This is a genomic window from Pseudarthrobacter sp. GA104, from assembly GCF_009741265.1.
GTDB lineage: Bacteria > Actinomycetota > Actinomycetes > Actinomycetales > Micrococcaceae > Arthrobacter.
Genome location: NZ_WOWL01000001.1, coordinates 3299620 through 3324729 on the forward strand (window position 1 = coordinate 3299620; position 25110 = coordinate 3324729).

A 25110-nucleotide genomic window follows, 5' to 3' on the forward strand; every position below is an offset into this window, starting at 1 on the left:
GAACCGGCTGGCAGGGTGAGGGCACCGCATCGATTTTTTGGAAGGCAACCATGTCTGAAACTGCCCGCAAGTTCACCCTGCTGCCGATGCTCGGCCACACCAAGGGCAAGCGCAGCGCCGTCACCTGCGCCCTGAAGTGCGACAACGCCTGCGCAGGCGACGTCTGCAACACCAGCTCCAACAGCTACTTCCGCGACATCGCCTCCGCCACCATGTCCCGCCGCGCCGCCCTGGGCTTTGGCGCCGCCGGTGCCCTCGCCGTCGTCCTCGGCAGCGCCGTCACCTCGCCGGACTCCGCACAGGCCGCCGGCCTCTCCAAGGCCGCGAAGGAAGGCTTCGGCGCGTCCAAGCTGCAGTTCACCGCCATTCCCTCGATTGATGCGATGGTGGACGCTGTCACCGTGCCGGAAGGCTTCACCTGGAAGCCGGTCATCCGCTGGGGAGACCCCATCTTCAACGACGCGCCGGAGCTGGACCTGAACAACCAGACGGTTGCAGCCCAGGAAAAGCAGTTCGGGTACAACAACGACTACACGGACATCCTTGAGATTCCGGGCAGCAAGGGCCGCCGCGCCGTTCTGTTCTCCAACCACGAGTACACCAACGACGCCATCATGTTCCCTCCCGCCATGCCGGCCGAGCAGCAGCGCAAAGTGGGAGCAGCCGCGCACGGGCTGACCGTGGTGGAGCTGGAGCGCCACAACAAGAACCAGCCGTGGACCTACGTCAAGGGCGCGGCACTGAACCGCCGCTACCTGAACAGCACGGTCTACGAACTGACCGGCCCCGTTGCCGGATCGGCACTGGTCAAGACCGTTGAGGACAAGGACGGCCGCTTCATCAAGGGCACCCTGGGCAACTGCTCCGGCGGAACCACCCCTTGGGGCACCATCCTCTCCGGTGAGGAAAACTTCCAGGGCTACTTCGTCGGCAACGGCACTTCCGCCGGAGACAAGCGCTACGGCATCACCAGCAAGCCAACCGCCCGCAAGTGGGAACTGGACGAGGACCGCTGGGACACCCGCAAGCCCGGCTACGAGAACGAGGCCAACCGCTTCGGCTGGATCGTGGAAGTCGACCCGTTCGACCCCACCTCCACCCCGAAGAAGCACTCCGCCCTGGGCCGCTTCAAGCACGAGGGCGCCAACGTCATCATCGCCGAGTCCGGCCACGTGGTGGCCTACTCCGGCGACGACGAGCGCTTCGACTACCTGTACAAGTTCGTTTCCAAGGACAAGTACATTGAGGGCGACCGCAAGCACAACATGACGCTGCTCTCCGCCGGCAACCTGTACGTCGCCAAGTTCACCGGCAACTCACCGGCCGCTGAAATCACCGGCACCGGGGCAGTCCCCGCCGACGGTGCGTTCGACGGCATCGGCCAGTGGCTGCCGCTGGTGGTGGACGGCAAGTCCGCTGTTGCGGGCATGACCGTCGAAGAGGTCCTGGTCTACACCCGCCTCGCGGCCGACAAGGTTGGCCCCACCAAGATGGACCGCTGCGAAGACGTGCAGCCCAGCCTCCACACCGGCAAGGTCTACGTGGCGTGCACCAACAACTCCAACCGCGGCACCGGAACGAACGAAGGCGCCACCGAGGTCAACCCGCGCAACCAGAACCGCGACGGCCACATCGTGGAAATCACCGAGACCGGCGACCAGACCTCCACCACCTTCACCTGGAACCTGCTCATGGTCTGCGGCGATCCCAAGCAGGGCGACGTCACCTACTTCTCCGGCTTCCCGGTGGACCAGGTCTCGCCCATCTCCTGCCCGGACAACCTCGCGTTCGACTCCGTGGGCAACCTCTGGATCTCCACCGACGGCGCCCCCTCCGGCATCGGCCGCGCGGACGGGCTCTTCAAGGTCACTCTGGAAGGCGCGGAGCGCGGCAAGGTAGAGCAGTTCCTGGCTGTTCCGCGCGACGCCGAGACCTGTGGCCCCGTCATCCACGATGAGGAGCGCAGCGTGTTCGTCGCCGTGCAGCACCCGGGCGAGGACGGCACGTTCGAGACGCAGGTTTCCTTCTTCCCGGACTACGTCGCGGAAGGCACGACGCCGGCTCCCGGCCAGGTGCGCGCACCCCGCCCGTCCGTGGTCCAGGTGTTCCGCACCGACGCCTGATCCCCGCCCGATGTGAGGCGCTCTCTCACCTTTCGCCCCGTCCGGGCCGAAAGGTGAGAGAGCGCTTGGGTTTAAGCGACGTTAAGTGAGAGAGCGCTTTTAGCCGATCAGGCCCGCGCCGAACTCCTCGTCGGCGATGAGCGGCTTGATGACCGCCTCCACCTCGCCCTGGACGAAGTTGCGGCGGATCACGTCGTTACCGAATACGTTGCCGATCGCACCCAACACCATGGCCTGGTCCAGCGAGAGGTACCGCCGGGCGATGGTTCCGGACTTCACGGCCACGGCATCGAAGAATCCGCCCTGGCCGTAGGCGCCGAGGTCGTTCTCGATCTTCACGAGGTTGTCGTATGCCTCTTGGGGCTCGTACTCCATGGCGAGGAACGCCGCGTGCGGAGTGACCACGCCGTCGCCCCAGGCCGGCGTCGGGTTGGTGGCCGGCCGGCAGCCCTCAAAGCCCACGTCAACGCTGGTGCGTTCGACGTCGGACGGGTAGCCGTCGCTGCTCATGCCCAGGATGTCCACGCCCCATTCGGAGTACCCGCCGTTGGGGTGGCTGGCCGGGGAGAAGCCCCAGTATCCGTACTGGGCCTCGTCCAAGCCGAATTCGCGCTGCGCCCGCACGGTCAGGGGGTGGTTGATGCCCCAGGCCTTCGGCGCCCAGGTGGCTTCGGGGACGAACAGGTCGGGCATCAGAGCCTCAAACATGTCGCCTCCCCAGCTCGGGACGATCCGCATTCCGCGGTACGTGTAGGCGCCTTCGAAGACGTCGATGCCCATGTAGGTCCGGTGTTCGCCGACGGGCTTCTGTTCCTGCCAGGACCAGTCGCAGGTGTCGGGGAAGACGCGCATGGTGGCGAAGTAGTGGGACGGCGGAATCTGGCCCAAGGCTATCCCGATGTACGTGGCGATGCGCGGCTCGGAGTTGGTGATGTCGTAGTGGTTCATCGTGTAGAAGACGTCGGGGCCCTTGCCGAGGTAGTTGCCCTGGACAGTTTCCACCGTCGGTTTGACGTCGTAGAACCCGCCCCGCAGCAGGCCAGCCGCCACACCCGCCCGGGCGTCCTTGTTGTAGAAGATCCCGAAGTCCATCCTGCCAAGGATGGTGTTCGCCAAGCCGGCCACCTTCGGCTCGGCGTTGCGAACCACCATGAGGGCGGCAGCGAACCAGCCATTGTCGACGCTGGACATGAATGGCGCCACGGGGTTCCCGTTCTCCGGCCAGATGGTGATGACCTCGCCGGTGGCCTCGTCGTACCAGTTGTAGAGCATGCCGCTGGGCTCATGGTGCTTGAGCCCGGCCAGCGTGGTGAGGGTGCGCGTCAGCCGTTCCCGGCACTCGCTCGCGCTGATGATGTTCAGCTCGCGGGCCACCACGGTGCTCCACATGTAGCCGCCGATATTGGTGGGCGACGTGAAGCGGCTGCGCTTCGGAGCGGTCGTGGACTCGCCAATGTAGTCTGCCGGCAGGCCTGTTTCGGGATCCGTCATGGCAACCAGGGACTGCCACGTGTCGTGCGCCCAGCGGTTGATGGTTTTCCGGTCGATGCCCTCTTTGTTCCGCGCCCGGGACAGCGGCGCTCCCAGCCCGGATGCAGCGGGTGAGGCGGACCGGGCGGCATGGCCCGGAGTCGCGGATGCCGCAGCGAGGCCCGTCACAGCGAACGCGGCCGCTCCCGCAAGAAGCTGGCGACGCGTGGCGGTGGAGATGCTTGGGTTTGGTCCAAGGTTGCGGCTCATAGTGTGTCTCCTGGCGTTTCCATGGTTGTTGCGGCGGCCGGTTCGGGCAGGGCCAGGCCATGCCCGAACGGGAAGAGTGGATCTGGGGTGTCGCCCGGTACGTCCGGACGGGAAGCACGCACGGCGTCCATGGACCGGGGGATTTCGAACGGCAGGCGGCCCCTGGGCCCGATGCGTCCGAACAGGGCGTCCAGGAGAGCCCCGTCCGAGACCCCGAAGGTGCCCACCAATGCTGTGGCGAAGCCGGCCAGGGGCGTGAGGATGGCAGGCCGGTCCAGCCGCACGTCGATGACCAGCGGAACCTTTTCGGCCAGGGTGCGGAGCCGGGAGATGAGGCCCGGCGGGAAATCCAGGCTTCCGGCGTGGAAATGCTGCTCCAGGAACAGGTCGTCGCGGTGGTCCCAGGGCGAGTGCAGCCGGATCAGGGCAACGTCCGCCTCGGCGGGATCCTGCACCGCGGTCCCGAAGCCGTCGAGGCTTGCGGGATCCATTCCTTCCACGTACACCGCCGGTGAGCCGGACAGCGGCAGGACCGGCCCGGCGTCGGACGTCCCGTTGGTCAGCACGGTGACGGACCGGGACTGCGCCCGGTGGCCCTCACGCCGGAACTCGGCGTTCCCCACAATGGCGTCTGCTGCGTCCTCATCCACGAACGGGTTGTCGAACAGGCCCAGCTGGAACTTGACCAGCAGCAGCCGGCGCGCGGACTCGTCGAGGCGCTCCTCGCTGACCAGGCCGTCGCGGACCAGCCCGATCAGCAGGTCGGTGCACTCCTCGCCGCCGAACTGGTCCACGCCGGCGTTGAGGATCTTCAGCATGCGTTCGGGCGCGGTGAGCTCCTCAACGCCCCAGGCCCGCGCCGGGAGCACCTGGTCGCCCACGATGTTGTCATTGACCAGTTCCCAGTCGCTGAGGACCACGCCGTCATAGCCGAGTTTTTCCCGCAGGAGGTTGGTGATGATCTGCTTGTTGTAACCGAAACCGACTTCCTCAACCGGCTCGCCGTCGAGTTCAACCCCGACCGGCATTCCGTAGTAGGGCATGATGGCGCTGGTCTTTTCGGCAATTGCCGCCCGGAACGGAGCCAGGTGCTCGTCGAAGCGGCCGCCGGGGTAGACCTGCTCGCGGCCGTAGGGGAAGTGCGCGTCCTCGCCGTCGGCCTGTGGACCGCCGCCGGGGAAGTGCTTGGTGGTGCACGCGACGCTGTCCGGTCCCAGCTCCTCGCCCTGGAACCCCTGGAGGTACTCCACCACGTAGGCTGCGCTGATCGCGGAGTCCTGGCCGAACGTCCCGGCCTGCCGGCACCATCGGGGTTCGGTGGCAAGGTCAACGGTTGGGTGCAGCGCCGCGCGGATCCCGACGGCGGTGTATTCCTTGCGCGCGATCTCGGCGAAGCGGCGGATGAGGTCTGTGCTGCCCACGGCCGCGAGGCCGATCGGCTCGGGCCACTGCGAGAAATGGGCGGCCGTGAACGAAACGCCGGAGTTTTCGATGAACGCGTGGCGCGGGTCTGTGGAGATCGTCACGGGAATTCCGTGCGGGGTTTGCGCGGCCAGCTCCTGCAGGGCGTTGCTCCAGCGGGCGGCCTCGCGGGCGCTGCCGAGCGCATGGACATTGAAGTGGTTCATGAACTTGCCCAGGATCACCGTGCTGGTGGGCGATTTGCTGATATTGCCCGGGGTCTCGAGCAGGGTGCCTTGCGGACCGGTCTCGATGACGGTGTGGAACATCAGCCCGGCCTTTTCCTCGAGGCTGAGGCGGCCTACCAGGTCTGCGGCGCGCTCCTGCGGGCTGAGGTCCGGATTTTCGAAGGGATCCATGATCCCGTTGCCGTTGAGGTCCCGGAACGTTTTTCCGTCGGCGACGGGCGTCCCGGGGCGCGGGTGATTCTGGGTTTCAGTCATGGGGACTTTCTGGGGAGGTGGGGGGGGCAGGGGCGGCTATTTGATGCCGGTGGCCGCAACGCCCTGGATGAAGTACCGCTGGAGGGCGACGAAAAGCAGGATGATGGGCGTGATCACCAGCACCGAGCCGGCGAGGAGCAGCCCGTAGTCGGTGGCGTTCTGGCCCGTGGAGTAGAGGGAAAGTGCCACCGGCAGGGTGTACATTTCCTCGCTCTGCGCCACCACCAGCGGCCAAAGGAAGTTGTTCCACGAACCGAGGAAGGTCAGGATGCCGAGCGTGGCCAGCGGCGGCCCGCACAGCGGCATCACGATCCGCAGGAAGGTGCGCAGTTCGCCGGCGCCGTCGATCCGTGCGGCCTCGATAAGGGAATCCGGGATCCCGGCGATGAACTGCCGCATCAGGAACACACCCATCGGTGCCGCGAGGAACGGCAGGATCAGGGCCGGATAGGTGCTGACCATCCCCAGTTTGCTGATCAGGACGAACAGCGGGACGAACGTCACCACGCCCGGGACCATCAGCATGACCATTACCAGCAGGAACAGGAAGCGCTTGCCCGGGAAGTCCATCTTGGCCAAGGCGTAGCCAACCATGGAGCAAAACAGCAAGTTGCCGAGCACGGTGAACACGGCCACCACAACGCTGTTCAGGAAGAAAGTGCCGATCTGCAGCTCGGTGAACCAGACCACGAAGTTCTCCAGCGTGGGCTGTTCCGGCCACCAGGTGATGGGACGGCGGAGCAGCTCTCCCTGGGTCTTGAAGGCGCCAAGGAACATCCACGCGAAGGGCAGCAGTGTGGCAGTGACGGCGACCAGGAGGACTGCGTACGTCAGTGCCCGGTGTGCGGGCGGCCGGCCGGTACGACGGCGGCGGGCCGGGCCGGGCGGGGCGGCCGGCACCCGGGGGCCTCCCGCCGTCGTCCGTTCGGCTTTTTTGCGTTCTGTCAGCATTTTTTCCGTGGGGGTGGGTGCGGTTTCCGGGATTGTCATGGAGCTCAGTCCTTGGATCGCAGGGCTCGGAATTGGATGAGGCTCAACAGGGCAATGGCTATAAAGAGCACATAGCTCGCGGCCGAGGCGAGCCCGTACTTACCGAACCCGAACTGGTTGAAGGTGAAGTAGCTGACCGAGAGGGTGGAGTCCAGGGGCCCGCCCTTGGTCATCACGAACGGCTCCTCGAAAAACTGCAGGAATCCGACCGAGAGAAGGACTGTGCCCAGGAGGAGGGTGGGGCGCAGCATGGGCAGCGTGATCTTCATGAACCGCTGCCAGGCGTTGGCTCCGTCAACCTGGGCCGCCTCGAGGATGTCGCCCGGAACGGCCTGGAGCCCGGCCAGGAAAATGATCATCAGCGTGCCCAGGTTGCGCCAGACAGCAAGCATGATCAGGGCGGGCATGGACCAGGTGGTGCTGTTGAGCCAGTCCGGACCGGCGATGCCCACCCATCCGAGGATCACGTTCAGCAGGCCGTCAGGCTGGAGGATGAACCGCCACACCACGGCCACGGCCACGATGCTGGTGACCACCGGGGTGTAGAAGCCCACGCGGAAGGCGGTGCGGAAGCGCGTGATGCCGCTGTTCAGGGCAACTGCGAGGGCGAGGGCCAGGACGGTGGTGAGGGGAATGCCGGCCAGCACGAAGTAAGCCGTGTTCAGGACCGAGTGCAGGAACTGGGGGTTCCGGAACAGTGCGGCGTACTGGTCAAGCCCCACGAATCCCACGGACAGCGGGTTTTCGATGTCGCGGCTGGTGAAATCCGTGAAGGACATCACGAACGATGACACCAGCGGACCCAGCATGAACACGCCGAAAATGAGGACGAAAGGCAAAGCGAACAGCCATGCCGTCACGGCGTTGCGACGCCGGCGCGAACCGCCAGGCCTGGCCGGACCCCTGCCGGCACCCCGTGAGGTGCCGGCAGACGTCGTGGTGGTGGTTGCAGCCACTGTTACTTCCCGGTGCCGATCGAGTCTGCGGTCTGCTGCAGGGATTTCAGGGCGTCGGCGGGGTCTTTTCCTGCCTTGACGATCTGTTCAATCTCGGAGTCTGCGGCTGCCGAAACCTGGGTCCAGGTCTGGACGGCGGGCGGGTTGTCGGTGGTCTTCAGCTGCTCACCGAAAACGGAGAGCTTGCTGTCGTCGGCCAGGGTCGGGTCTTTCCAGGCAGTCTGCTGGGACGGCAGGTCACCGGTTGCCTTGTACCACTTGAGCTGCACCTCCGGCTTGGACAGCCACTGGAGGAGCTTCCAGGCCGAATCGCGGTTTTCGGACTTCTTGAAGACCACCATGTTGGAGCCGCCCACGAAGGATGTGGCGGTCTTTGCCTTCGGCATCGGAGCCACCTTGTACTTGTCGGCGAATCCCTCGCCGCCGGTCTTGTTCAGCAGACCGACGTGCCACGGGCCGCTGATCATCATCGGCGCGGAACCGTCCACGAACGAGGCCTCGGCCGTGGTCCCGGTGGAGACGGCCTTGGAGGCGATGCCGTCCTTGAAGAACCCCGCGTAGTACTTGAGGGCCTCGGCTGACTCCGGGGTGTCGAGCGTCCATTTGGTGCCGTCGTCGTTCATAAGCTTGGCGCCGTTGGACCACTGGAACGGCAGGGTGGCCTGGTACGAGTCGGCGCCGCCGGTAGGCAGCTGGACGCCGAATTTGGCGCCGGCCTTGGTCTGGAGCGCCTCAGCCAGGGCCCTGAAGTCCTCCCAGGTCGCGGGTGCCTTGGTGATGCCGGCCTTTTCCGCCAGGTCGCTCCGGTAGTAGACCACGCGGGTGTCCACATACCAGGGCACGCCGTACTTGGTTCCTTCGACCTCGGTGGACTTCAAGGAGCCCGGGAAGAAGGAGCTGGTGTCGATTTCGGCCGGGGTCGGGTCGAAGGCGGTGCTGAAGTCACCCATCCAGGTGGTTCCCATCTGGGCCACGTCAGGTGTGGTGCCGCCGGCGATGGCGGTCTGGTACTTGCTCAGCGCGGCATCCCAGGGGATGGCCGTGACATTGACTTTGACGTCGGGGTTCTCGGATTCGAAGTCCTTCAGCAGCGCCGGCAGGGCCTCGCCTTCAGCGCCCTGTGCCCACACTGTGAGGGTGCCGGTCGCTGGACCAGATGCGACGGCTTTGGCCGGAGAGGTTGCTGCCGGACCGGCGGAGTCCCGTCCGCAAGCAGTCAGAAGCAACGCTGCGGCGATGCCGACGGCTGCCGCCTTCTTGGCATTGGCATGGATCATCATTGTTCCTTTCGGGGGTTCCGCGAGCCGGCAGGCCGAACTGAGCGGAGGAGGCAGGAGCAGGGGAGTCATCCCGCCGAAAATTATCTAAGCGCTTTGATTTACGGTGTAAACCAATCTAAGCGCATTGAATGTGAGTTTGGCAACAGCTGCCGCCAACTTTCTCAAAATGGCCGGGCTCCCACGAAGTTGCGCCCCGGCGCGGGCAGGCGTGCTCAGCCCGGGCGGCAGCCGCAGCTTTCGCGAAGGACCATGCGGACCGGCAGGCGAAGCTCCACCGGGGGCTTTTCGGGGTGGTCAAGCCTGTCCAGCAGCAGCTCCACCATGGTCCGCCCCATCCGCTCCATGGGCTGGCGCACTGTGGTCAGCGGCGGCCGGATGACGCGCCCGGCGGCGATGCCGTCGAAGCCAGTGACGGCCACGTGCCGGGGCACGTCAACTCCGGCCTCCGCCAGCATGTCCATTACCACCAGCGCATCCTGGTCGGTGGCGCACACGAAGGCCTGCGGCAGGGTACCGAGCCTGCAGAGGGTCCGGACGGTTTCCGCGACGGCGGTTTCGCTGCCGGCCGGGTAGCAGGGATCGTGGCGCATCCCCACGCCGGCCTCTGCCAGTGCCGCTTGGAAGGCTTCGAGCCGTTCGTCGTTGTCGGAGGACGGCATGGCGCCAATGAACATCAGTTCGGTCAGCCCGTGCACGTCGACCAGGTGCTCCGTCATGGCCCGCATGCCGGCGGCGTTGTCAACGGTCACATGGTCCACGCCGCGGTTGCGCAGGCTCTCCGAAACCTCCACCACGGGAATGCGGCGGGCTATCCGGGTCAGTGCATCGACGGGTACCGACCGCGGAAAGACAGCAAGTCCGTCAACCCGGCCCGCAATGTCGGAGAGCACGGCCTCGTTGTTGGCCGGATTGCCGCCGCCCACCAGCAGCGCCTGCCCCCGGCGCCAGCACTCCAGTTCAACACCGCGCTGGACCTCATCCACATACAAGGGGAACAGGCGGAGGTCCCCGTCCTCGCGGTCGCCCTCCGACGCCGGATCCTGCGGGAGTTCGCCCTGCCCACCGGGACGTGCTGAAGGGTCCAGCAGGTAATCGTAGGCGAACAGGCCCAGGGCGCCGGTCCTGCCGCGCGCCAGGCCGCGGGCGCTCGCGCTGGGGACATAGCCCAGTTCCTGCGCCGCCGCCAGCACCAGTTCGCGGGTCGAGGCCTTGACCTTTTCCGGCTGCCTAAAGGTGAACGAGACGGTGGCTATCGAGACGCCTGCCCGCTCCGCGACGTCGTAAACAGTGGGGCGCTTTGCCATGTGATTCTCCTTCTGGTCAGAGTCTATGCGCTTAGTACAGAACCGGGGGAGCGCCGGACCCGGAACGCACCGGCCGGGTGGCAGACTGGTTTGGTGACTTCGCACAACGATTCCGCTCCCGGCACTTCCCAGACAGGCTCACCGGACGCCGCCCCTTCGCTCAGCGCCATCGCGGCGGCGAGGATCGCCGTCGGGGTTTTGATCGACGGCGGCGTGCAGCACGTGGTGGTTTCACCCGGTTCCCGCTCGGCCCCCATGGCGTACGCGCTGGCCGAAGCGTCAGCTGAAGGCCGCGTGGAACTGCTGGTGCGGATCGACGAGCGCTCCGCCGGGTTCACTGCGCTGGGCCTGGCGCTGTCCACCGGCTCTCCGGCGGCCGTGCTGACAACGTCCGGGACCGCCGTCGGAAACCTGCTGCCCGCCGTCATGGAGGCCAACCACGCCGCGGTTCCCCTGGTTGTGCTGTCCGCCGACCGTCCCGACGAGCTCCGCGGCACGGGCGCCAACCAGACCACCATCCAGCCGGACCTCTTCGGCGACCAGGTGCGCTTCGCCGCCGATGTGCCCGCGGGATCGGACCCCGCGCGCGCTATCCGGACAGGCCTGTCAGCCGCCACCGGCGCCTTCCCGGAACTCCCGCCGGGCCCCGTCCAGCTCAATCTCGCGTTCCGCGATCCACTGGTCCCCTCCCCGGGGGAGGCGCTCCCGCCGGCGGCCGGGCGGCAGCGCTACCGGGTCGGCACCGAGCCCCTCATCATGAACCTGCCGCCGGCTTCAGCAGGGCTGCCGGAGCGGCGGACGGTGGTCCTGGCAGGGCACGACGCCGGGCCCGTCGCCGAGGCGTTCGCCCGCGCCCACGGCCTGCCGCTGCTGGCGGAGCCGTCATCCAACGCACGCTTCGGCCCGAACGCCGTGGGGCCGTACCGGCTTCTGCTGGAGCACTTCGGGCCAGGGTCCGTGATGCCGGTCGAACGCGTGGTGTTGTTCGGCCGCCCCACCCTGTCCCGCCCGGTGGCAGCCCTGCTGGCCCGTGCAGAGGTTCCGTCCGCCCTGTACCAGCCGGTTCCCGTAGCCTGGTTCGAGCCCGGCCGCCGCACCGAACTGCCGCTGGAAAACCTTGCGGACCTGGCGGAATTCGCGGGCCGCGGGACGTCGGAATGGCTGGATACCTGGCTTCTCGCCGGCTCCGCAGCCCAACATGCCCTCGATGGAATACTTTCCGCCGACACCGCCGCCACCGGCCCGTCAGTGGGGTCGCTGGTGTGGAAGCACAGCGGAGGCCAACTGCTGCTGGGATCTTCCAATGGAATCCGGGACGTGGACCTGGCCGGGGTGCCCGCCCCGGAACCAGCCGCCACGGTCTATGCCAACCGCGGGCTGTCAGGCATTGACGGCACCATCTCCACGGCCACCGGCATAGCGCTCGGGGGCCGGCAGGAAACCACCGTCCTGCTGGGGGATGTCACTTTCCTGCACGACGCCGGGGGGCTGTTCCTCGGTTCCGGGGAGGAACAGCCGCAGCTCCGGATCGTGGTCCTGAACGACTCCGGCGGTGCCATCTTCGACCTGCTGGAACATGGTGCGGTGCGCGAGGCCGGAACCTACGGGGACGCCGTCGAGCGCCTCTTCGGTACCCCGCACACAGTGGACCTCTCGGCACTCGCCGCAGCGTACGGCGTCGGGCATTCAGTGGTGGGTACGACGGCGGGACTCGCCGAGGCGCTTGCCCGGCCAGTCGAAGGCCGCACCATCGTGGAGGTCCGCACGGACCGGCACGGCCTGCGCGCCCTGCATGCGCGGATCAAGGAAGCCGTAGCCGCGGCCGTCGGGGGAGTGCTGGCCCGGTGACGGCGGCCGGATCGGGTCTGCGCTACCCGTTCGGACATCGGCCCCCGGGAACCGGGTAGCGGACATCCGAATCGGGCGCGCCACCCTAATCCACATACACGTGATCGGGCATTACGGCGGCGTACACGCCCCGCAATTATGGCTGGATGGACACCAACGCACTCATACTCAGCAGCGATTATGCCCGCCTTGGGAAAGACTCCCGGGAACTTGCACGGAAGTGCGCAGCGGGGGAGCTGCGCCGGATCAGGCAAGGCGTATACGTTGCGGAGCCCGTCTGGAAAGCCCTCAAGCCATGGGACCGGTATCCGCTGCTGATCCTGGCCACAGCCACCACATTGAGGACGCGGAACGTGTTTTGCCTGGAATCGGCGGCAGCCCTTTGGCGCATTCCGCTCCTGGGGGCCCAGAAGGTGGTCCATGCCTGCACCGATGATGCGGCCGGTGGCCGGTCAAAGGCAGGAATCAGCCGCCACCGCATCAGCGTGAGTGGTTCGGAGATTTGCGAGCGTACAGGGCTCCTGGTGACCTCAAGGGAGCGTACTGTTCTGGACCTAGGCGCTCTGCGGCCGTTTGAGCAGGCCGTCATTGCCTTCGACCACGTCCTCAAACCGGACGCCGTTACGGGGCTGCCACCCCTGGACAGGGACGCTTTGAAGGCGATGGCAACCGAAAGATACAGTGCCGCCGCGGCCAGGCGCATCAGTACGGCACTGGACTTCGCCGACCCGAATTCCGGATCACCGGGTGAATCCTTGAGTCGCGCCTACATGTTCCTTGGAGGGTTTTCCATCCCCTTGCTTCAGTGCAGGGTGGCGGACAGGAAAGGCTTTGTGGCCTACCTCGACTTCGAATGGGGCGTGGAAAGAATAGCAGGCGAGTTTGATGGTCTCATCAAGTACCAGAAACCGGAGTTTCTGCGCGGCCGCACTGTCTCCGAGGTGGTGATTGCTGAAAAAAGGAGGGAGGACCGGGTCCGTGCAACTGGACGGAGGGTTGTCCGGTGGACCTGGGCTGAGCTGCGGGATGCGGAGACTTTTGCGGCCTTCCTCATCGCCGAGGGGGTGCCCAAGCTACCGCTTCGCGCCACCATTCCGGGTGTTCGCGCCCGAAAAGGACAGCCGCCATCCGGGGCCGGATAGCGGCTGTCCTTTTCGGGCGCGAAACGCGCTACTCCTCGAGGCCGATGTGCGTCGGATCGAGGACGCGGCGCAGGAACTCCTTGGTGCGGGGCTGGGTGGGGGCGGCAATGACCTGCTCGGCCGCGCCTTCCTCCACCACAACGCCGCCGTCCATGAACACCACGCGGTCCGCCACCTCGCGGGCGAAGCCCATCTCGTGGGTCACCACCAGCATGGTCATGCCTTCCTTCGCGAGGTTCCGCATGACGGAGAGGACATCGCCCACGGTCTCGGGGTCCAGCGCGGAGGTGGGCTCGTCGAAGAGCATCAGCTCCGGGTCCATGCTGAGCGCCCGGGCAATGGCCACACGCTGCTGCTGGCCGCCGGAGAGCTGGTCCGGGAAACGGTCCGCGAGGTGTCCCAGGCCCACGCGCTCAAGGTTGTGCATGGACACCTTGTCCGCCTCGGCCTGGGAGCGCTTCAGGACCTTCGTTTGGGCGATGGAGCAGTTGCGCTTGGCGTCCAGGTGCGGGAACAGGTTGAACTGCTGGAACACCATGCCTACCTTGCGGCGCATCTTGTCGATGTCCACGTCGGGGTCGGTGGCTTCGAATCCGCCCACGTGGATGGCGCCCTCATTGGGCTGCTCCAGCAGGTTCACGCAGCGCAGCAGGGTGGACTTGCCGGAGCCGGACGGGCCGATCAGGCACACCACTTCACCCGGCGCCACGTCCAGGCTGATGCCCTTGAGGACTTCGTTGCTGCCGTAGGACTTGCGCAGGTCCTTGATGGACACGCCGGCCGCGTGGACGGGACCCGTGTGATTGCGGGAGTGAATTACGACGTCGTTCATGGTCTTCCCTGCCTATCGATTGTTCCGCGCGGTGCGGCTTTCGAACTTCCGGGCCAGGAAGCTCAGGGGGATGGTGATCACCAGGTAGAAGGCGCCGGCCACGAGGAGCGGCGTCAGGCCGGCACCGAGGCTTGAGATGCCGTCGCGGCCAAACTTGGTGAGTTCGTACTGGGAGGCGGTGAGGCCCAGGACATAGATCAGGGACGAGTCCTTGGTGAGCAGGATGACCTCGTTGGTCAGCGGCGGCAGGACAATCTTGAAGGCCTGCGGGATGACGATGGTCACCATGGCCCGCCACTGGGGCATGCCCAGCGACCGGGCGGCTTCCAGCTGGCCCTTCGGCACCGCCTGCAGGCCGGCGCGGAGGGTTTCGGCGATGTACGCCGAGGCCACCATGCCGAGGGAAACCATCACGATCACGGTGATGTTCCACGAGACGCCGAACGCCAGCGGCACGCCGTAGCCGAAGGCAATGAAGACCAGCAGCGCGGGGATGCCGCGGAAGAACTCGATGTAGCCGGTGGCGATCCAGCGGTAGAGGGGGAAACTGGAGAGCTTCATCAGGGCCAGCAGCAGACCGCCGGAGAGGCCCACGATGAAGCCGAGGACGGTATAGATCAGGGTGTTGACCAGGCCGGTGACAAAGATGCCCGGGAACATCGGCCCGATCTTGGCGAAGTTGAAGACGCTGTTGCCGATGGTCTTCCAGTCGGTGGCCAGGATCAGCGCGGCGATGGCCACAACAAAGATTCCGGCTTGGACGTACAGGCTTACTCTGGCTCGTTGACGTGCGGTCATTGCCATGGGGTGCTCACATTCGTTGTGCGTGGCAGAGGCCCCGGACGGACTGGGTACAGCTCGTCCGGGGCCCCAACTGCGGAGTTCTCAAGGCGGCGTAGTCCTCAGTGCCGTGCAGGACCCGGGGCGGGGCCTTCGCGGCGACTACAGGGCCGTGGTTACTTGGCGGTTTCGCCGAACCAGGTGGTCTTGAACTTTGCCAGGGAGCCGTCGTCGGTCAGGCGCTTGAGCGTGCCGTTGACCTTCTCCGCCATGGCGGTGTTGCCCTTCTTGATGGAGATGCCCAGCTGCTCGCCGGTGGCAAAGTCCTCAACGCTCTTGAACTTGGGCTGGTCCTTGATCGCGTAGCCCAGGACGGACTGGTTGCCCAGGGCGGCGTCGATGGTGCCGGCCTCGAGGGCCTGCACCAGGAGGCCGGTGTCCTCGAACTGCTGGGCGTCGATGCCCTTTTCCTGGGCGTAGTCGGCGCCGGTGGTGGCCTGCTGGACGCCCACCTTCTTGCCCTTGGCGTCGTCCAGGCCCTTGATGCCGGAGTCATCGCTGGCAACCAGGGCCAGGTCGTCATCCAGGTACGGGGTGGAGAAGTCCATCACGGACTTGCGGGTGTCCGTGATGGAGATCGAGGAGATCCCCAGGTCGCACTGGGTCAGTGCGGTACCGGTCTCGATGGCCTCGAAGGAGCTGTCCACGATGCTCAGTTCTGCACCGAGGTCCTTAGCGACCTCCTTGGCGATGTCGATGTCGAAGCCGACGGTCTGGCCGTCCTTCTCGAACTCGAACGGCTCGTAGGGGATGTCCGAGCAGACCGTGAGCTTGCCGGCGTTGATGAGCTGGATGCCGCCTGCGGAGGCAGCCGGGGTGGAGCTTCCGCCACCGCAGGCCGTGAGGGTGAGGGCGCCGACGGCGAAGAGTGCTGCTGCCTTGGCGGTCATTTTGGCCGTGGCCAGGGACTTGAGCTGCATGTTTTCTTACCTTTTGTTGCGGGGAGTATGTGGTGCTAAATCGGTACATAGTGTAGCGCCGATTATGAGATGTGCATCACAGGAAACTTAGTTTCACTATTGGATAACTAAAGCACAGTGAAAATCAAGCGCGTCGGAGAAGAGCTTGTCTCCGATCCCGGACTTCCTGGGACTGAGGGGTCAGCTGCTGATGCCGAGCGATTCCAGCATCGGCCGGAATTTGGCCCAGGTTTCGGCAAGCTCGGCCTCCGGCTGCGAGCCGTCGACTATGCCGCAGCCGGCATACAACCGCACCGAAGTGGGGGACTCGATGACGGCGCCGCGCAGGGCAATGCCCCATTCGCCGTTTCCGGCGGCGTCAAGCCAGCCCACCGGCCCGGCGTACGGTCCGCGGTCCAGGTGCTCCAGCTTGCGGATGAGCGCACCGGCCACCTCCGTGGGGGTCCCGCAGACGGCGGCGGTGGGGTGCAGGGCGTTGATCAGGGCAAGGCAGGTAGGCACATGGCCTTCGATCTCGGCGAGCTCGGCCTTTACATCGGACGCCAGGTGCCACACGTTGGGCAGTTCCAGGATGAACGGCTCGTCGTGCGCGTTCATGGCTTCCGAGAACGGTGCCAGCTGCGAGGTCAGCGATTGGATGGCGATCTCGTGTTCATGCCGCTGCTTTTCGGATCCTGCCAACACCCTGGTGGCGTAATCCATCGGAAGGCCGTCCTCGCCGTGCGCATCCCGTCGGTCCAGTGTTCCGGCCAGCACGCGGGCCTGGGCAGTGCGGCCCTCAACCTGGATCAGCATCTCCGGAGTCGCCCCCACCAGCCCGTCTACCCCGTACGTCCAGCACTCGCGGTACCGCGCGGCGAGCTCCCTCAGCACCGCCGACGCATGTACGCCCGACGGAATAGTGGCCACCACGTCGCGCGCAAGCACCAGCTTCTCCAGTGCGCCCGTCCGGATTTCCGCCACGCCCGCTTCGACCGCGGCCATCCAGGATTCCTCGCTCAGGGAGCCGGTGTGCAGGGTTGCCGCCGCGGCGAGCGGGAGGGGACGTACGACGGCGCCGCCCGCCTTGGCGCGGGCACCACCCATGGTGCCGTCCCCGGCCGGGTCCGCTGCCGCCGTCGTGCCTGCTGCAACGGGTGCGGCCGCGGCAGCTGCGGGACCGCCGGCAAGCCAGCGGTCCAGTGCGGCGAGGGCACCGTCCTCCGTGAGGAGACCGTCGTCGAACGTCAGCTGGGTGAGCCACACCTGCCCGTCGCGCACGCCCACCACGATTTCGGGCACGATCAGCCGCGATTCGTGCGCCGAGGTCTTGGAAAAGGCAAAGGATCCGAAAGCCACCGGTCCGGTGCCGGGAAGCTCCACGGTATCAATGACTTCGGCCTCGAGGACCAGGTGGCGCCACCAGATGTCTGCCTCAAGGAACCGCTCAGGGCCCGTTGCCGTGAAGCGCGCGATCTCGCCGAATCCTGCCAGTCCGGCCTCGCGGCGGGTCCAGCAGAGGACATCGTCCCGGACCAGAAACGCAGGAAGCCCCCCGGGGAATTCTTTTCCATCCAGGGGGACTGTCAAGGTGCGGAACGTGCTCGTCATGATGAGACAACACTACTCCCGAGCGTGCGGTGGCCCGGGAGGCCTGCTGGAGGTACCCGCGGCGGCGGGGGCGGGCGTACCCTTCAGTCATGGACTCCGAAGTCCGCCAGCTGTTCCTCAGCACCGGGATCCACGTGCCGTGCCTGATCCAGGGGGACGCGTCGGCGCGGCCCCTGCTGCTGCTCCATGCCTGGGGGGAATCGCGCCGGAGCTTTGACCGGCTGGCCCCGCTTCTGGAGGGATTCCGGATCCTCGCGCCTGACCTGCGCGGCCACGGAGACGCGGACAAGCCTGCCAACGGCTACTCGCTGGAGGACCAGGCCCGGGACGTGGCGGCCATCCTCGATGCACTGGCTCTTGAATCGGCCGCCGTCCTGGGCTCCTCAAGCGGGGGCTACGTGGCCCAGCAGCTGGCCGTGATGCAGCCTGAACGTGTTGATGCCCTGATCCTGGTGGGTTCGCCGCTGACCCTTCAAGGCCGGCCCGCGTTCGCCGACGAAGTGGACGCCCTGGCCGACCCGCTCGACGAGGACTGGGTGCGTCAGTCGCTGCTGTGGTTTCCCCTGGGCCAGGCCGTGCCAGGCTGGTATCTCGATGACCGGGTGGCGGATGGGCTTAAGATGCCCGCGCACGTGTGGAAGTCCGTGCTTGCGGGGCTCTGCCTGGCGGCACCGCCCACCGAAACCGGCACCATCCACGCGCCCACGCTGATCCTGTGGGGAGAGGAGGACGGCCTCCTGCCCCGCAGCCAGCAGGAACTTCTGGCAGCCCGCATACCCGGCTCCGTCCTGAAAACGTACGCCGGAACCGGCCACGTGGTCCTCTGGGAATGCCCGGAGCGGGTGGCCGCGGATACCAGGGCATTCCTCGCGAAGCTTTGACTCCATGCCGCCTTGGTCCGGACCTTCCCGAACATTTGAGACAATGGCATGGTGAACCGAGCATCCTTGGATAAGCGTCCGGACGAAGTAGCCACGATGTTTGACGACGTCGCACCGAAATACGACGTCGTCAACGATGTCCTGTCCCTGGGGCAGACCCGGCGCTGGCGCAAGGTTGTGGTGGAAGCCATGGACGTCAGCAAAGGCCAGCGCGTCCTTGACCTGGCAGCCGGTACCGGCACCTCCAGCGAGCCGTATGCCGATGCTGGAATAGACGTTGTGGCCTGCGACTTCTCCCTGGGAATGCTCAAGGTTGGAAAGCGCCGCCGGCCGGACATCAATTTTGTTGCCGGGGATGCCACCAACCTGCCTTTCGCCGACAACTCGTTCGACGCCAGCACGATCTCCTTCGGCCTCCGCAACGTCAACGAGCCGAAGAAGGCGCTGCAGGAGATGCTCCGCGTCACCAAACCGGGCGGCAAGCTGGTCATCGCGGAGTTCTCCCAGCCGGTGATCCCGCTCTGGCGCACCATGTATACCGAATACCTGATGCGCGCCCTGCCGGCCATCGCCACGAAGGTGGCCTCCAACCCGGACGCGTACGTCTACCTCGCTGAGTCCATCCGCGCCTGGCCGGACCAGGACCACCTGGCCGCCTGGCTGCAGGAATCCGGGTGGGAACAGGTCACCTACCGCAACCTTTCCGGCGGGATCGTGGCCGTCCACCGCGCGTTCAAGCCTGCAGGGCCGGCCCCGGACAATGCGGCTGCCGCCATCGCCGCGCACAAGGGCCCGGTGGCCAAGCTGCGCCGCAACATCGTCCGCTGACCTGTGAAGGTACTGATTGTCGGCGCGGGGCCGGCCGGCTCCACCGCCGCGTACTACCTTGCCAAGGCGGGCATCGACGTCACCGTTCTGGAGAAAACGAGCTTCCCGCGCGAGAAGGTCTGCGGCGACGGCCTCACCCCCCGCGCCGTCCGTGAAATCCAGAAGCTGGGCCTGCCCCACCCCGAGGGAGAAGGCTGGCGCCGGAACAAGGGCCTGCGCCTGATCGCCGGCGGCCGCACCATCGAACTGCCCTGGCCCGAGGTGTCCGACTTCCCGCAGTACGGCCTGATCCGCACCCGGCTTGGCTTTGACGAGGAACTGGCCCGGCACGCCCAGGCCGCCGGTGCCACCATCCTTGAGCGGCACAGCGTCACCGAAGCACTGCGCAACGGCGGCGGCCGGGTCACCGGGGTCCGCGCAGCGCTCCTGGACGAGTCCGGACGCAAGGCGGGGGAGACGCGCGACTTCAGTGCCGACGTCGTCCTCGCAGCGGACGGCAACTCCACCCGCACCGCCGTCTCACTCGGTATCCAGAAGCGGGACGACCGCCCGCTCGGCGTGGCCGTGCGCACCTACTTCACCTCGCCGCGCACGGACGACGACTGGATGGAAGGCTGGCTGGAGCTCCCCGGCCGCGACGGCAAACTGCTGCCCGGCTACGGCTGGGTGTTCGGCGTGGGCGACGGCACTTCCAACGTGGGCCTGGGCATCCTGAACTCCTCGAAGGAATTCGGCAAGCTCGACTACAAGCAGGTCCTGCGCGAATGGACCGCCGGCATGCCCGCCGAATGGGGCTTCACGCCGGAAAACCAGGTGGGCGAGATCCGCGGCGCAGCGCTGCCCATGGGCTTCAACCGCACCCCGCACTACTCGCCGGGGCTGCTCCTGCTGGGCGACGCCGGCGGCATGGTGTCCCCGTTCAACGGCGAGGGCATCTCCTACGCCATGGAATCCGCCCGCTTCGCCGCCGAGTTCCTGGTCGACGCCTCCTCCCGCTCGCTGGCAGCGGGAGGAACGTACGACGCCGACGCGCACCTTGCGCGGTACGCGGACTACGTGCGGGACCAGTGGGGCTCGCACTTCACCCTCGGCCGGGCCTTCGCCGCGCTGATCGGCAAGCCGGCCGTCATGAAGCTCGCGCTGCGCACCGGCATGCCCATCCCGGTTCTGATGCGCTTTGTGGTCAGGCTCCTGGCCAACCTCACGGACCCATCCGCGAGGGGCTTTGAGGACCGGGTGATCCGCGTCCTGGAGTCTCTGGTTCCGGCCACATCCAATACAAAGCCCGCCCCGGCAGACTCCAATCAGCGGTATCCGCTACAAAAAGTTAGGGTTAACCCGTGACCAACGCCGCAGACCACAGCTGGACGCACGCCGGGCACGGCCTGCCGGACTCCGAACCCAGCCTCAACACCACCGCCATCGCTACGGGTTTGCAGCTGCCTGCGGGCTTCGCCGCCATTGCCGGAGACGCCGAGCTGGGCCCGGCCATCACCAACAACCTGGCACGCGTGGAGAAAAAACTCCGTGAAGCGATCGCCAACTCTGATCCCCTGGCTGATGCCACGTCGCGGCACCTGGTGGAAGCCGGCGGCAAGCGCATCAGGCCCCTGCTGACACTGCTGTGCGCTCACCTCGGCGACGCTTCCCTGCCCGCCGTGGTGCAGGCCGCCGTCGTGGTGGAACTGACGCACCTGGCCACCCTGTACCACGACGACGTCATGGACTCTGCCCCGTTCCGCCGCGGCGCGCCCACGGCCCATGAGGTCTGGGGCAACTCGGTGGCGGTGCTCACCGGCGACTTGATCTTCGCGCGGGCCTCAATCCTGGTGTCCGAACTCGGTTCGCGGGCCCTCGGCATCCAGGCCCGCACATTCGAGCGGCTGTGCCTGGGCCAGCTGCACGAGACCGTGGGGCCGCGTCCGGATGAAGATCCGATCGAGCACTACCTTTCCGTGATTGCTGACAAGACCGGTTCGCTGGTGGCGGCGTCCGGCCAGCTCGGCGCCATCTTCGCCAACGCCGATCCCGCGTTCGAGCCCGTCCTGGTGGAATATGGCGAGAAGGTGGGTGTGGCCTTCCAGCTCGCGGACGACGTCATCGATGTCACCGGGATCAAGGTCAAGTCCGGCAAGTCCCCGGGCACCGACCTTCGCGAAGGTGTTCCCACCCTGCCCGTGCTGCTCCTGCGCAAGGCTGCCGCGGACGGTGACCAGTCCGCCGTCGGGCTTCTCCGGCTCATTGACGGGGACCTGTCCTCGGATGAGGCGCTTGCGGAGGCCGTCGCCGGGCTGCGCGAGCACCCCGTGACTGCGGAGTCCTGGGTTGTTGCCCGCCGGTGGGCCGATGAAGCCATCGCCGCCCTCGCGCCGCTGCCCGAAGGCGTGGTCAAGGACTCGCTGTCCAACTTCGCGCTTGCTGTGGTGGACCGCGCCAGCTAGCCCGTGCCTGCGTGGAAGCCCGGTTGCCGCAGACGGTGCCGGGCTTTTCCGTGTCATCGATTGCTGTGCAGATGGCGTTTTGGCGCCACATAACGGCAGGTATGGAGCAATCGACGGGTTAAACGGGATAGCCCCGGTTCTCCGCAACGATACGAGTCATACGTTGCTTTGAACCGAGGCTATCTCTCCGTTCGCATCAGACCCGCCGGAGGCGTTTAGCGGATCCGTGAATAGTCTATGACAGCTTTGTCACATCGCGCAAGTAGGTTGTTACCTCTTTTGTCACAGGCGTTGAAGCCATATTGCGGCCGGTGGGTAAATGACCGAAAGGCGCCAGAAGATACGCGTCCGGGACCACCTTCCTTGGGTGACGCTCAGTCTTCGTCCACATAGCTCCTGCCCTGCCTCGCGGATCGGGCCGCCTCGGGTGACGCTGTCGTGGTGGACATCAGCGACTATCTTCAGCGCCGCGGTGGCGTGGCCCGGACATCGCATCTGGAAAAGGCCGGATTTGGACGGGCAGCCGTCAGGGGTGCCGTGGCCAGTGGCCGGATCGTGAAGTCCAGCCGCGGCGTTTACGCCATTCCGGCAGCAAATCCCCTGCAGCAGGCCATGAATCGGGGAGGGCTTCTGACGTGTGTGTCTGCTGCACCCGTATACGGGTTGTGGACCTTGAAGAGTGACCCGGCCTTGCACATCTGCCGCAGTCATCCGGGGCGCACCCCGGGAGTGGTGGAGCATGGGCGGCCCAGATCCGAGGCACGGCTGGCTTCCTGTTGTGGGCCTGGCAGACGTCCTGCTGCATAGCATGCGTTGCCTACCCGAGCTGGAGGCTCTGATAATGATCCAGTCTGCTGCCGGACGCGGCGACATCTCACTCGAGTTCCTCTATGCCAGCTGTAGTGGCAAGCGCAATGGCAAGGCCAGGAAGCTTCTGGACCTGGTGATTCCCAGGGCGGACTCAGTGGTTGAAGTGCTTGCCAATACGCACTTTGCCAGAGCTGGGCTCAGAGTGCGGAGGCACGTGAATATTCCAGGGGTGGGGGAGGTGGACTTCCTTATCGAGGAGTGCCTTGTTGTGGAGACCGACGGCTCAACCCACTTTGAACCACGTTCGGTCAAGAAGGACCAGCGGCGGAACAACCGGAGCATCCTGGGCGGTTACCTGGTGCTCCGCTACTACTACGAGGACGTGGTCCACGCGCCGGAGGCGATGGTCGCAGAGGTCCTGTCTGTCCTCGAGTTGAGGCGCAGAGGTGTCTTTCCGGCGCGTCCTGCCGATGGCGGCTACGAAAATGCGTAACTTTTGGCCCTGCCACGGCTGCCCGTTCCCGGAAACTCAGGGATCTGCCAGAGTGCCGGCTTTATAAGTCACGCATTTCCGGCCGGCGCGTCCGTGTCAAGGTGCCCCGCTTTGGCCGGAACCTAGTCTTCGTCGTCCTCGAAGGCCCACTCGAACATGTCGAACACGAACTCCGAGAAGGTGCCTTCCTCGGACTTCCACTGGCCGCGGGCGTTGTTGCGGCGGTACACGATGGGGTCCGGGACGCTGAGGTCTCCCATGCGGAACCCCCAGGTGTATTCCTCTTCCTCGTCCTCGAGGAACATCAGGAAGCCTTCGTCGTCGACTTCCAGTTCGTCCGGATCCCAGAAGTAGTGGTACGCCTCCATCAGGTCCTCGCAGCCGCCAACGGCCAGGTAGAACTCGCGGAGCACCAGGGGAATCTGGAATTGGTGGTCGGCCAGGGCCTTGTCCAGCTCCTCCGGAGTCAGCCCGTCCTCTGCCTGCCATTCGTCCTCGAGATACTTTGGAACCAGCGCACGGAATTTCTCGAGGAACATGTCAGTCATGGTTCAATCCTAGCTAATCGCGGCCCCGCGATTCGCCGCTGTCGGCCTCAGCCCGGTGCCAGCCGTGGACGGCCAAGGGGATGCGCCAGGACCGCCGCCAGCTTGCCACCCGGAAGGCAAATACGACGGCGGCCACGGCGCATGCGGTGAGCGCATTGAAGGTTCCGGTCACCCAGAGCACTCCGGTCAGCGCGGCCCCGCAAAACGCGGGCACCGCGTACAGGTCCGCGGGGTTGAACAGCTGTGGCACCTCGTTGGCCGTGATGTCCCGGAGCAGCCCGCCGCCCACCGCCGTTGTGACCCCCAGCAGGACCGCTGCCAGGGGGTTCACGCCAAAGGACAGCGCCTTCAGTGTGCCGGTGATGCAGAAGAGGGCCAGCCCGCCGGCGTCGAACAGCACCAGCAGCGACGTGAAGCGCTGGAACGCGGGGAACAGGAAGTACACCAGGACCGTGGCCAGCACCGGCGGGACCAGATATGCGGGGTTGGTGAACGCGGCCGGGATGACGGCGAGGATGATGTCCCTGATCACGCCCCCGCCGAGGGACACCAGCGAGGCCAGCAGGAGCGAGCCCACGATGTCGAACTGCTTCCGGGCCGCCAGCAGCGATCCGGACACGGCGAAGAAGAAGATGCCGGCCAGGTCCAGCCATACCAGGGCGATGTCAAAAGGGAATGTCATGGAGCGTCCCGGCGGTTTAAAGAGGGCGGACAGGGCGGCTCCAACGTTACGCTAGCCCCTATGAACAGCCCCATCATGATCGCCTGCGCCCATGGGACGTCCAACACACAGGGAGCCGCGGAGGTCAACGCCCTGCGCGCCGCCATCGCCGCCCTCCGCCCGGGCCTCGATGTCCGGGAAGCCTATGTGGACGTCCAGCAGCCGGACCTGGTGGATGTGGTGGCCGGCCTGCCCGAGGGGGAGCCCGCCGTCGTGGTTCCGCTGCTGCTCAGCGTCGGCTACCACGTCAAGGTGGACATCGCGCGGGCCGTGAAGAGCCGGCCGGGCAGTGCTGCTGCCGCGCCGCTGGGGCCGGATCCGCGCCTGGCCGCGCTGCTGGACCAGCGGCTGCGGGAGGCCGGCGTCACGGACAACGACGTTATCGTGCTCGCCGCCGCGGGCTCCTCCAACCCCAACGCCGCGGTCAGTGTCGAAGACCTGCTGGGCCAGCTCCGGGAGCTGCGGTCCAACCGGATGGTGGCGGCCTATGGTGCCTCGGCCAAGCCGTCCGTGCCCGACGCCGTTGCAATGCTCCGCGAGGAACTGGAAGGCGGTGCCGGGGCGGGTGAGTCCGCGGGGGCTGTCGACGTCGGCGGGCGCGTGGTGATTGCCTCCTACCTCCTGGCGCCGGGCTTCTTCCACGACCAGCTCGCCAAGGCCGGGGCCGACCTTGTGACCGAACCCCTGCTGCCGTCCCCCGTGCTGGCCGAGATCGCGCTGGAACGGTACGACGCCGCCGTCGCAAAGGCCAGCGAAACCGCGGCCCAGGCGCCGGCCGCCGCCCCGGCCCCCGAGCCCCAGGAAGCCCCCGCAGAACCGGAGCCCGAAACACAGGAGGGTGGCTTCTTCAAGGCTGTCCGGCGTTTCGTGACGAAATATTTCCCTAGGTGACTTAGCGTTTCCGGGCCTTTGTGACGCT

At 66.4% G+C, this 25110-nt stretch carries 22 protein-coding genes; 10 read left to right on the forward strand and 12 right to left on the reverse strand.

The genetic code is table 11. The features are described 5' to 3' along the window. Positions 1-50: 50 nt before the first annotated feature. A complete protein-coding gene (locus tag GK109_RS15030) occupies positions 51-2123 on the forward strand; it encodes a PhoX family phosphatase (RefSeq protein WP_157241505.1) in 2073 nt (690 codons plus the stop codon). 99 nt (positions 2124-2222) lie between these two features. Here the strand turns inward: GK109_RS15030 and GK109_RS15035 are convergent, their stop codons facing one another. The 6 genes from GK109_RS15035 to GK109_RS15060 form a co-directional block, all read right to left on the reverse strand. Continuing rightward, positions 2223-3863, reverse strand: coding sequence for a glucoamylase family protein (locus tag GK109_RS15035; RefSeq protein ID WP_157241506.1), 1641 nt, complete (start codon positions 3861-3863; stop codon positions 2223-2225). Next, entirely contained in the window at positions 3860-5767 is a 1908-nt protein-coding gene (locus GK109_RS15040) for a glycoside hydrolase family 3 protein (protein ID WP_157241507.1), read from the reverse strand. Before GK109_RS15040 ends, GK109_RS15035 begins: the two co-directional genes overlap by 4 nt. A gap of 36 nt (positions 5768-5803) precedes the next feature. Further along, on the reverse strand, positions 5804-6718 hold the full coding sequence (locus tag GK109_RS15045; protein ID WP_157242995.1) for a carbohydrate ABC transporter permease: 915 nt from the start codon (positions 6716-6718) through the stop codon (positions 5804-5806). Between the two features lie 44 nt (positions 6719-6762). After that, positions 6763-7713: a carbohydrate ABC transporter permease gene (locus GK109_RS15050; protein WP_370460619.1), complete on the reverse strand. Its 951-nt coding sequence runs from the start codon at positions 7711-7713 to the stop codon at positions 6763-6765. A 2-nt stretch (positions 7714-7715) separates the two neighbouring features. After that, positions 7716-8990: a sugar ABC transporter substrate-binding protein gene (locus GK109_RS15055; protein WP_157242997.1), complete on the reverse strand. Its 1275-nt coding sequence runs from the start codon at positions 8988-8990 to the stop codon at positions 7716-7718. A 215-nt stretch (positions 8991-9205) separates the two neighbouring features. Next, complete coding sequence (locus GK109_RS15060; RefSeq protein ID WP_157241508.1) at positions 9206-10297, reverse strand: LacI family DNA-binding transcriptional regulator; 1092 nt, start codon at positions 10295-10297, stop codon at positions 9206-9208. 93 nt (positions 10298-10390) lie between these two features. On the opposite strand from GK109_RS15060, the gene menD reads away from it, so the two are divergent. Beyond that, on the forward strand, positions 10391-12145 hold the full coding sequence (gene menD / locus GK109_RS15065) for a 2-succinyl-5-enolpyruvyl-6-hydroxy-3-cyclohexene-1-carboxylic-acid synthase (protein WP_370460620.1): 1755 nt from the start codon (positions 10391-10393) through the stop codon (positions 12143-12145). A gap of 146 nt (positions 12146-12291) precedes the next feature. Further along, positions 12292-13287 carry a hypothetical protein gene (locus GK109_RS15070; RefSeq protein WP_157241510.1) on the forward strand — a complete coding sequence of 332 codons (996 nt, stop codon included), beginning with the start codon at positions 12292-12294 and terminating at the stop codon, positions 13285-13287. Positions 13288-13315: 28 nt separating this feature from the next. On the opposite strand, the gene GK109_RS15075 is transcribed toward GK109_RS15070, so the two are convergent. The 4 genes from GK109_RS15075 to GK109_RS15090 form a co-directional block, all read right to left on the reverse strand. Then, positions 13316-14119 (reverse strand): amino acid ABC transporter ATP-binding protein, encoded by an 804-nt coding sequence (locus tag GK109_RS15075; RefSeq protein ID WP_157241511.1) that lies wholly within the window; start codon positions 14117-14119, stop codon positions 13316-13318. Between the two features lie 12 nt (positions 14120-14131). Further along, positions 14132-14923 (reverse strand): amino acid ABC transporter permease, encoded by a 792-nt coding sequence (locus GK109_RS15080; RefSeq protein WP_157241512.1) that lies wholly within the window; start codon positions 14921-14923, stop codon positions 14132-14134. Between the two features lie 152 nt (positions 14924-15075). After that, a complete protein-coding gene (locus GK109_RS15085; protein ID WP_157241513.1) occupies positions 15076-15879 on the reverse strand; it encodes an ABC transporter substrate-binding protein in 804 nt (267 codons plus the stop codon). Between the two features lie 180 nt (positions 15880-16059). Beyond that, the gene (locus GK109_RS15090) at positions 16060-17469 is read right to left on the reverse strand and encodes an isochorismate synthase MenF (protein WP_157241514.1); all 1410 of its coding nucleotides are present in this window, start codon (positions 17467-17469) and stop codon (positions 16060-16062) included. Between the two features lie 89 nt (positions 17470-17558). Here GK109_RS15090 and GK109_RS15095 point away from each other — a divergent pair, with 89 nt between their 5' ends. From GK109_RS15095 to GK109_RS22390, 6 genes are all read left to right on the forward strand, one after another. Beyond that, the gene (locus GK109_RS15095; RefSeq protein WP_157241515.1) at positions 17559-18350 is read left to right on the forward strand and encodes an alpha/beta fold hydrolase; all 792 of its coding nucleotides are present in this window, start codon (positions 17559-17561) and stop codon (positions 18348-18350) included. A 51-nt stretch (positions 18351-18401) separates the two neighbouring features. Further along, positions 18402-19178 carry a demethylmenaquinone methyltransferase gene (locus tag GK109_RS15100; RefSeq protein ID WP_323056930.1) on the forward strand — a complete coding sequence of 259 codons (777 nt, stop codon included), beginning with the start codon at positions 18402-18404 and terminating at the stop codon, positions 19176-19178. Positions 19179-19181: 3 nt separating this feature from the next. Next, entirely contained in the window at positions 19182-20522 is a 1341-nt protein-coding gene (locus GK109_RS15105; protein WP_321214166.1) for a geranylgeranyl reductase family protein, read from the forward strand. Then, complete coding sequence (locus GK109_RS15110) at positions 20519-21619, forward strand: polyprenyl synthetase family protein (protein ID WP_321214165.1); 1101 nt, start codon at positions 20519-20521, stop codon at positions 21617-21619. Before GK109_RS15105 ends, GK109_RS15110 begins: the two co-directional genes overlap by 4 nt. A gap of 477 nt (positions 21620-22096) precedes the next feature. Then, positions 22097-22426: a type IV toxin-antitoxin system AbiEi family antitoxin domain-containing protein gene (locus GK109_RS22385; protein WP_370460787.1), complete on the forward strand. Its 330-nt coding sequence runs from the start codon at positions 22097-22099 to the stop codon at positions 22424-22426. Between the two features lie 34 nt (positions 22427-22460). After that, positions 22461-22922: an endonuclease domain-containing protein gene (locus GK109_RS22390; RefSeq protein WP_370460621.1), complete on the forward strand. Its 462-nt coding sequence runs from the start codon at positions 22461-22463 to the stop codon at positions 22920-22922. Between the two features lie 122 nt (positions 22923-23044). On the opposite strand, the gene GK109_RS15120 is transcribed toward GK109_RS22390, so the two are convergent. Together GK109_RS15120 and GK109_RS15125 are read right to left on the reverse strand one after the other, a co-directional pair. Further along, positions 23045-23470 carry an SMI1/KNR4 family protein gene (locus GK109_RS15120; RefSeq protein ID WP_157241517.1) on the reverse strand — a complete coding sequence of 142 codons (426 nt, stop codon included), beginning with the start codon at positions 23468-23470 and terminating at the stop codon, positions 23045-23047. A gap of 13 nt (positions 23471-23483) precedes the next feature. Further along, positions 23484-24152: a trimeric intracellular cation channel family protein gene (locus GK109_RS15125; RefSeq protein WP_157241518.1), complete on the reverse strand. Its 669-nt coding sequence runs from the start codon at positions 24150-24152 to the stop codon at positions 23484-23486. 60 nt (positions 24153-24212) lie between these two features. On the opposite strand from GK109_RS15125, the gene GK109_RS15130 reads away from it, so the two are divergent. After that, on the forward strand, positions 24213-25082 hold the full coding sequence (locus tag GK109_RS15130) for a sirohydrochlorin chelatase (protein WP_157241519.1): 870 nt from the start codon (positions 24213-24215) through the stop codon (positions 25080-25082). Positions 25083-25110 lie beyond the last annotated feature (28 nt).

Coding starts and splice junctions, on each gene's coding strand:
- GK109_RS15030 (WP_157241505.1), top strand. CDS start 51: ATGTCTGAAACTGCCCGCAAGTTCACCCTGCTGCCGATGCTCGGCCAC.
- GK109_RS15035 (WP_157241506.1), bottom strand. CDS start 3,863: ATGAGCCGCAACCTTGGACCAAACCCAAGCATCTCCACCGCCACGCGT.
- GK109_RS15040 (WP_157241507.1), bottom strand. CDS start 5,767: ATGACTGAAACCCAGAATCACCCGCGCCCCGGGACGCCCGTCGCCGAC.
- GK109_RS15045 (WP_157242995.1), bottom strand. CDS start 6,718: ATGCTGACAGAACGCAAAAAAGCCGAACGGACGACGGCGGGAGGCCCC.
- GK109_RS15055 (WP_157242997.1), bottom strand. CDS start 8,990: ATGATCCATGCCAATGCCAAGAAGGCGGCAGCCGTCGGCATCGCCGCA.
- GK109_RS15060 (WP_157241508.1), bottom strand. CDS start 10,297: ATGGCAAAGCGCCCCACTGTTTACGACGTCGCGGAGCGGGCAGGCGTC.
- GK109_RS15070 (WP_157241510.1), top strand. CDS start 12,292: ATGGACACCAACGCACTCATACTCAGCAGCGATTATGCCCGCCTTGGG.
- GK109_RS15075 (WP_157241511.1), bottom strand. CDS start 14,119: ATGAACGACGTCGTAATTCACTCCCGCAATCACACGGGTCCCGTCCAC.
- GK109_RS15080 (WP_157241512.1), bottom strand. CDS start 14,923: ATGGCAATGACCGCACGTCAACGAGCCAGAGTAAGCCTGTACGTCCAA.
- GK109_RS15085 (WP_157241513.1), bottom strand. CDS start 15,879: ATGCAGCTCAAGTCCCTGGCCACGGCCAAAATGACCGCCAAGGCAGCA.
- GK109_RS15090 (WP_157241514.1), bottom strand. CDS start 17,469: ATGACGAGCACGTTCCGCACCTTGACAGTCCCCCTGGATGGAAAAGAA.
- GK109_RS15095 (WP_157241515.1), top strand. CDS start 17,559: ATGGACTCCGAAGTCCGCCAGCTGTTCCTCAGCACCGGGATCCACGTG.
- GK109_RS22390 (WP_370460621.1), top strand. CDS start 22,461: ATGATCCAGTCTGCTGCCGGACGCGGCGACATCTCACTCGAGTTCCTC.
- GK109_RS15120 (WP_157241517.1), bottom strand. CDS start 23,470: ATGACTGACATGTTCCTCGAGAAATTCCGTGCGCTGGTTCCAAAGTAT.
- GK109_RS15125 (WP_157241518.1), bottom strand. CDS start 24,152: ATGACATTCCCTTTTGACATCGCCCTGGTATGGCTGGACCTGGCCGGC.
- GK109_RS15130 (WP_157241519.1), top strand. CDS start 24,213: ATGAACAGCCCCATCATGATCGCCTGCGCCCATGGGACGTCCAACACA.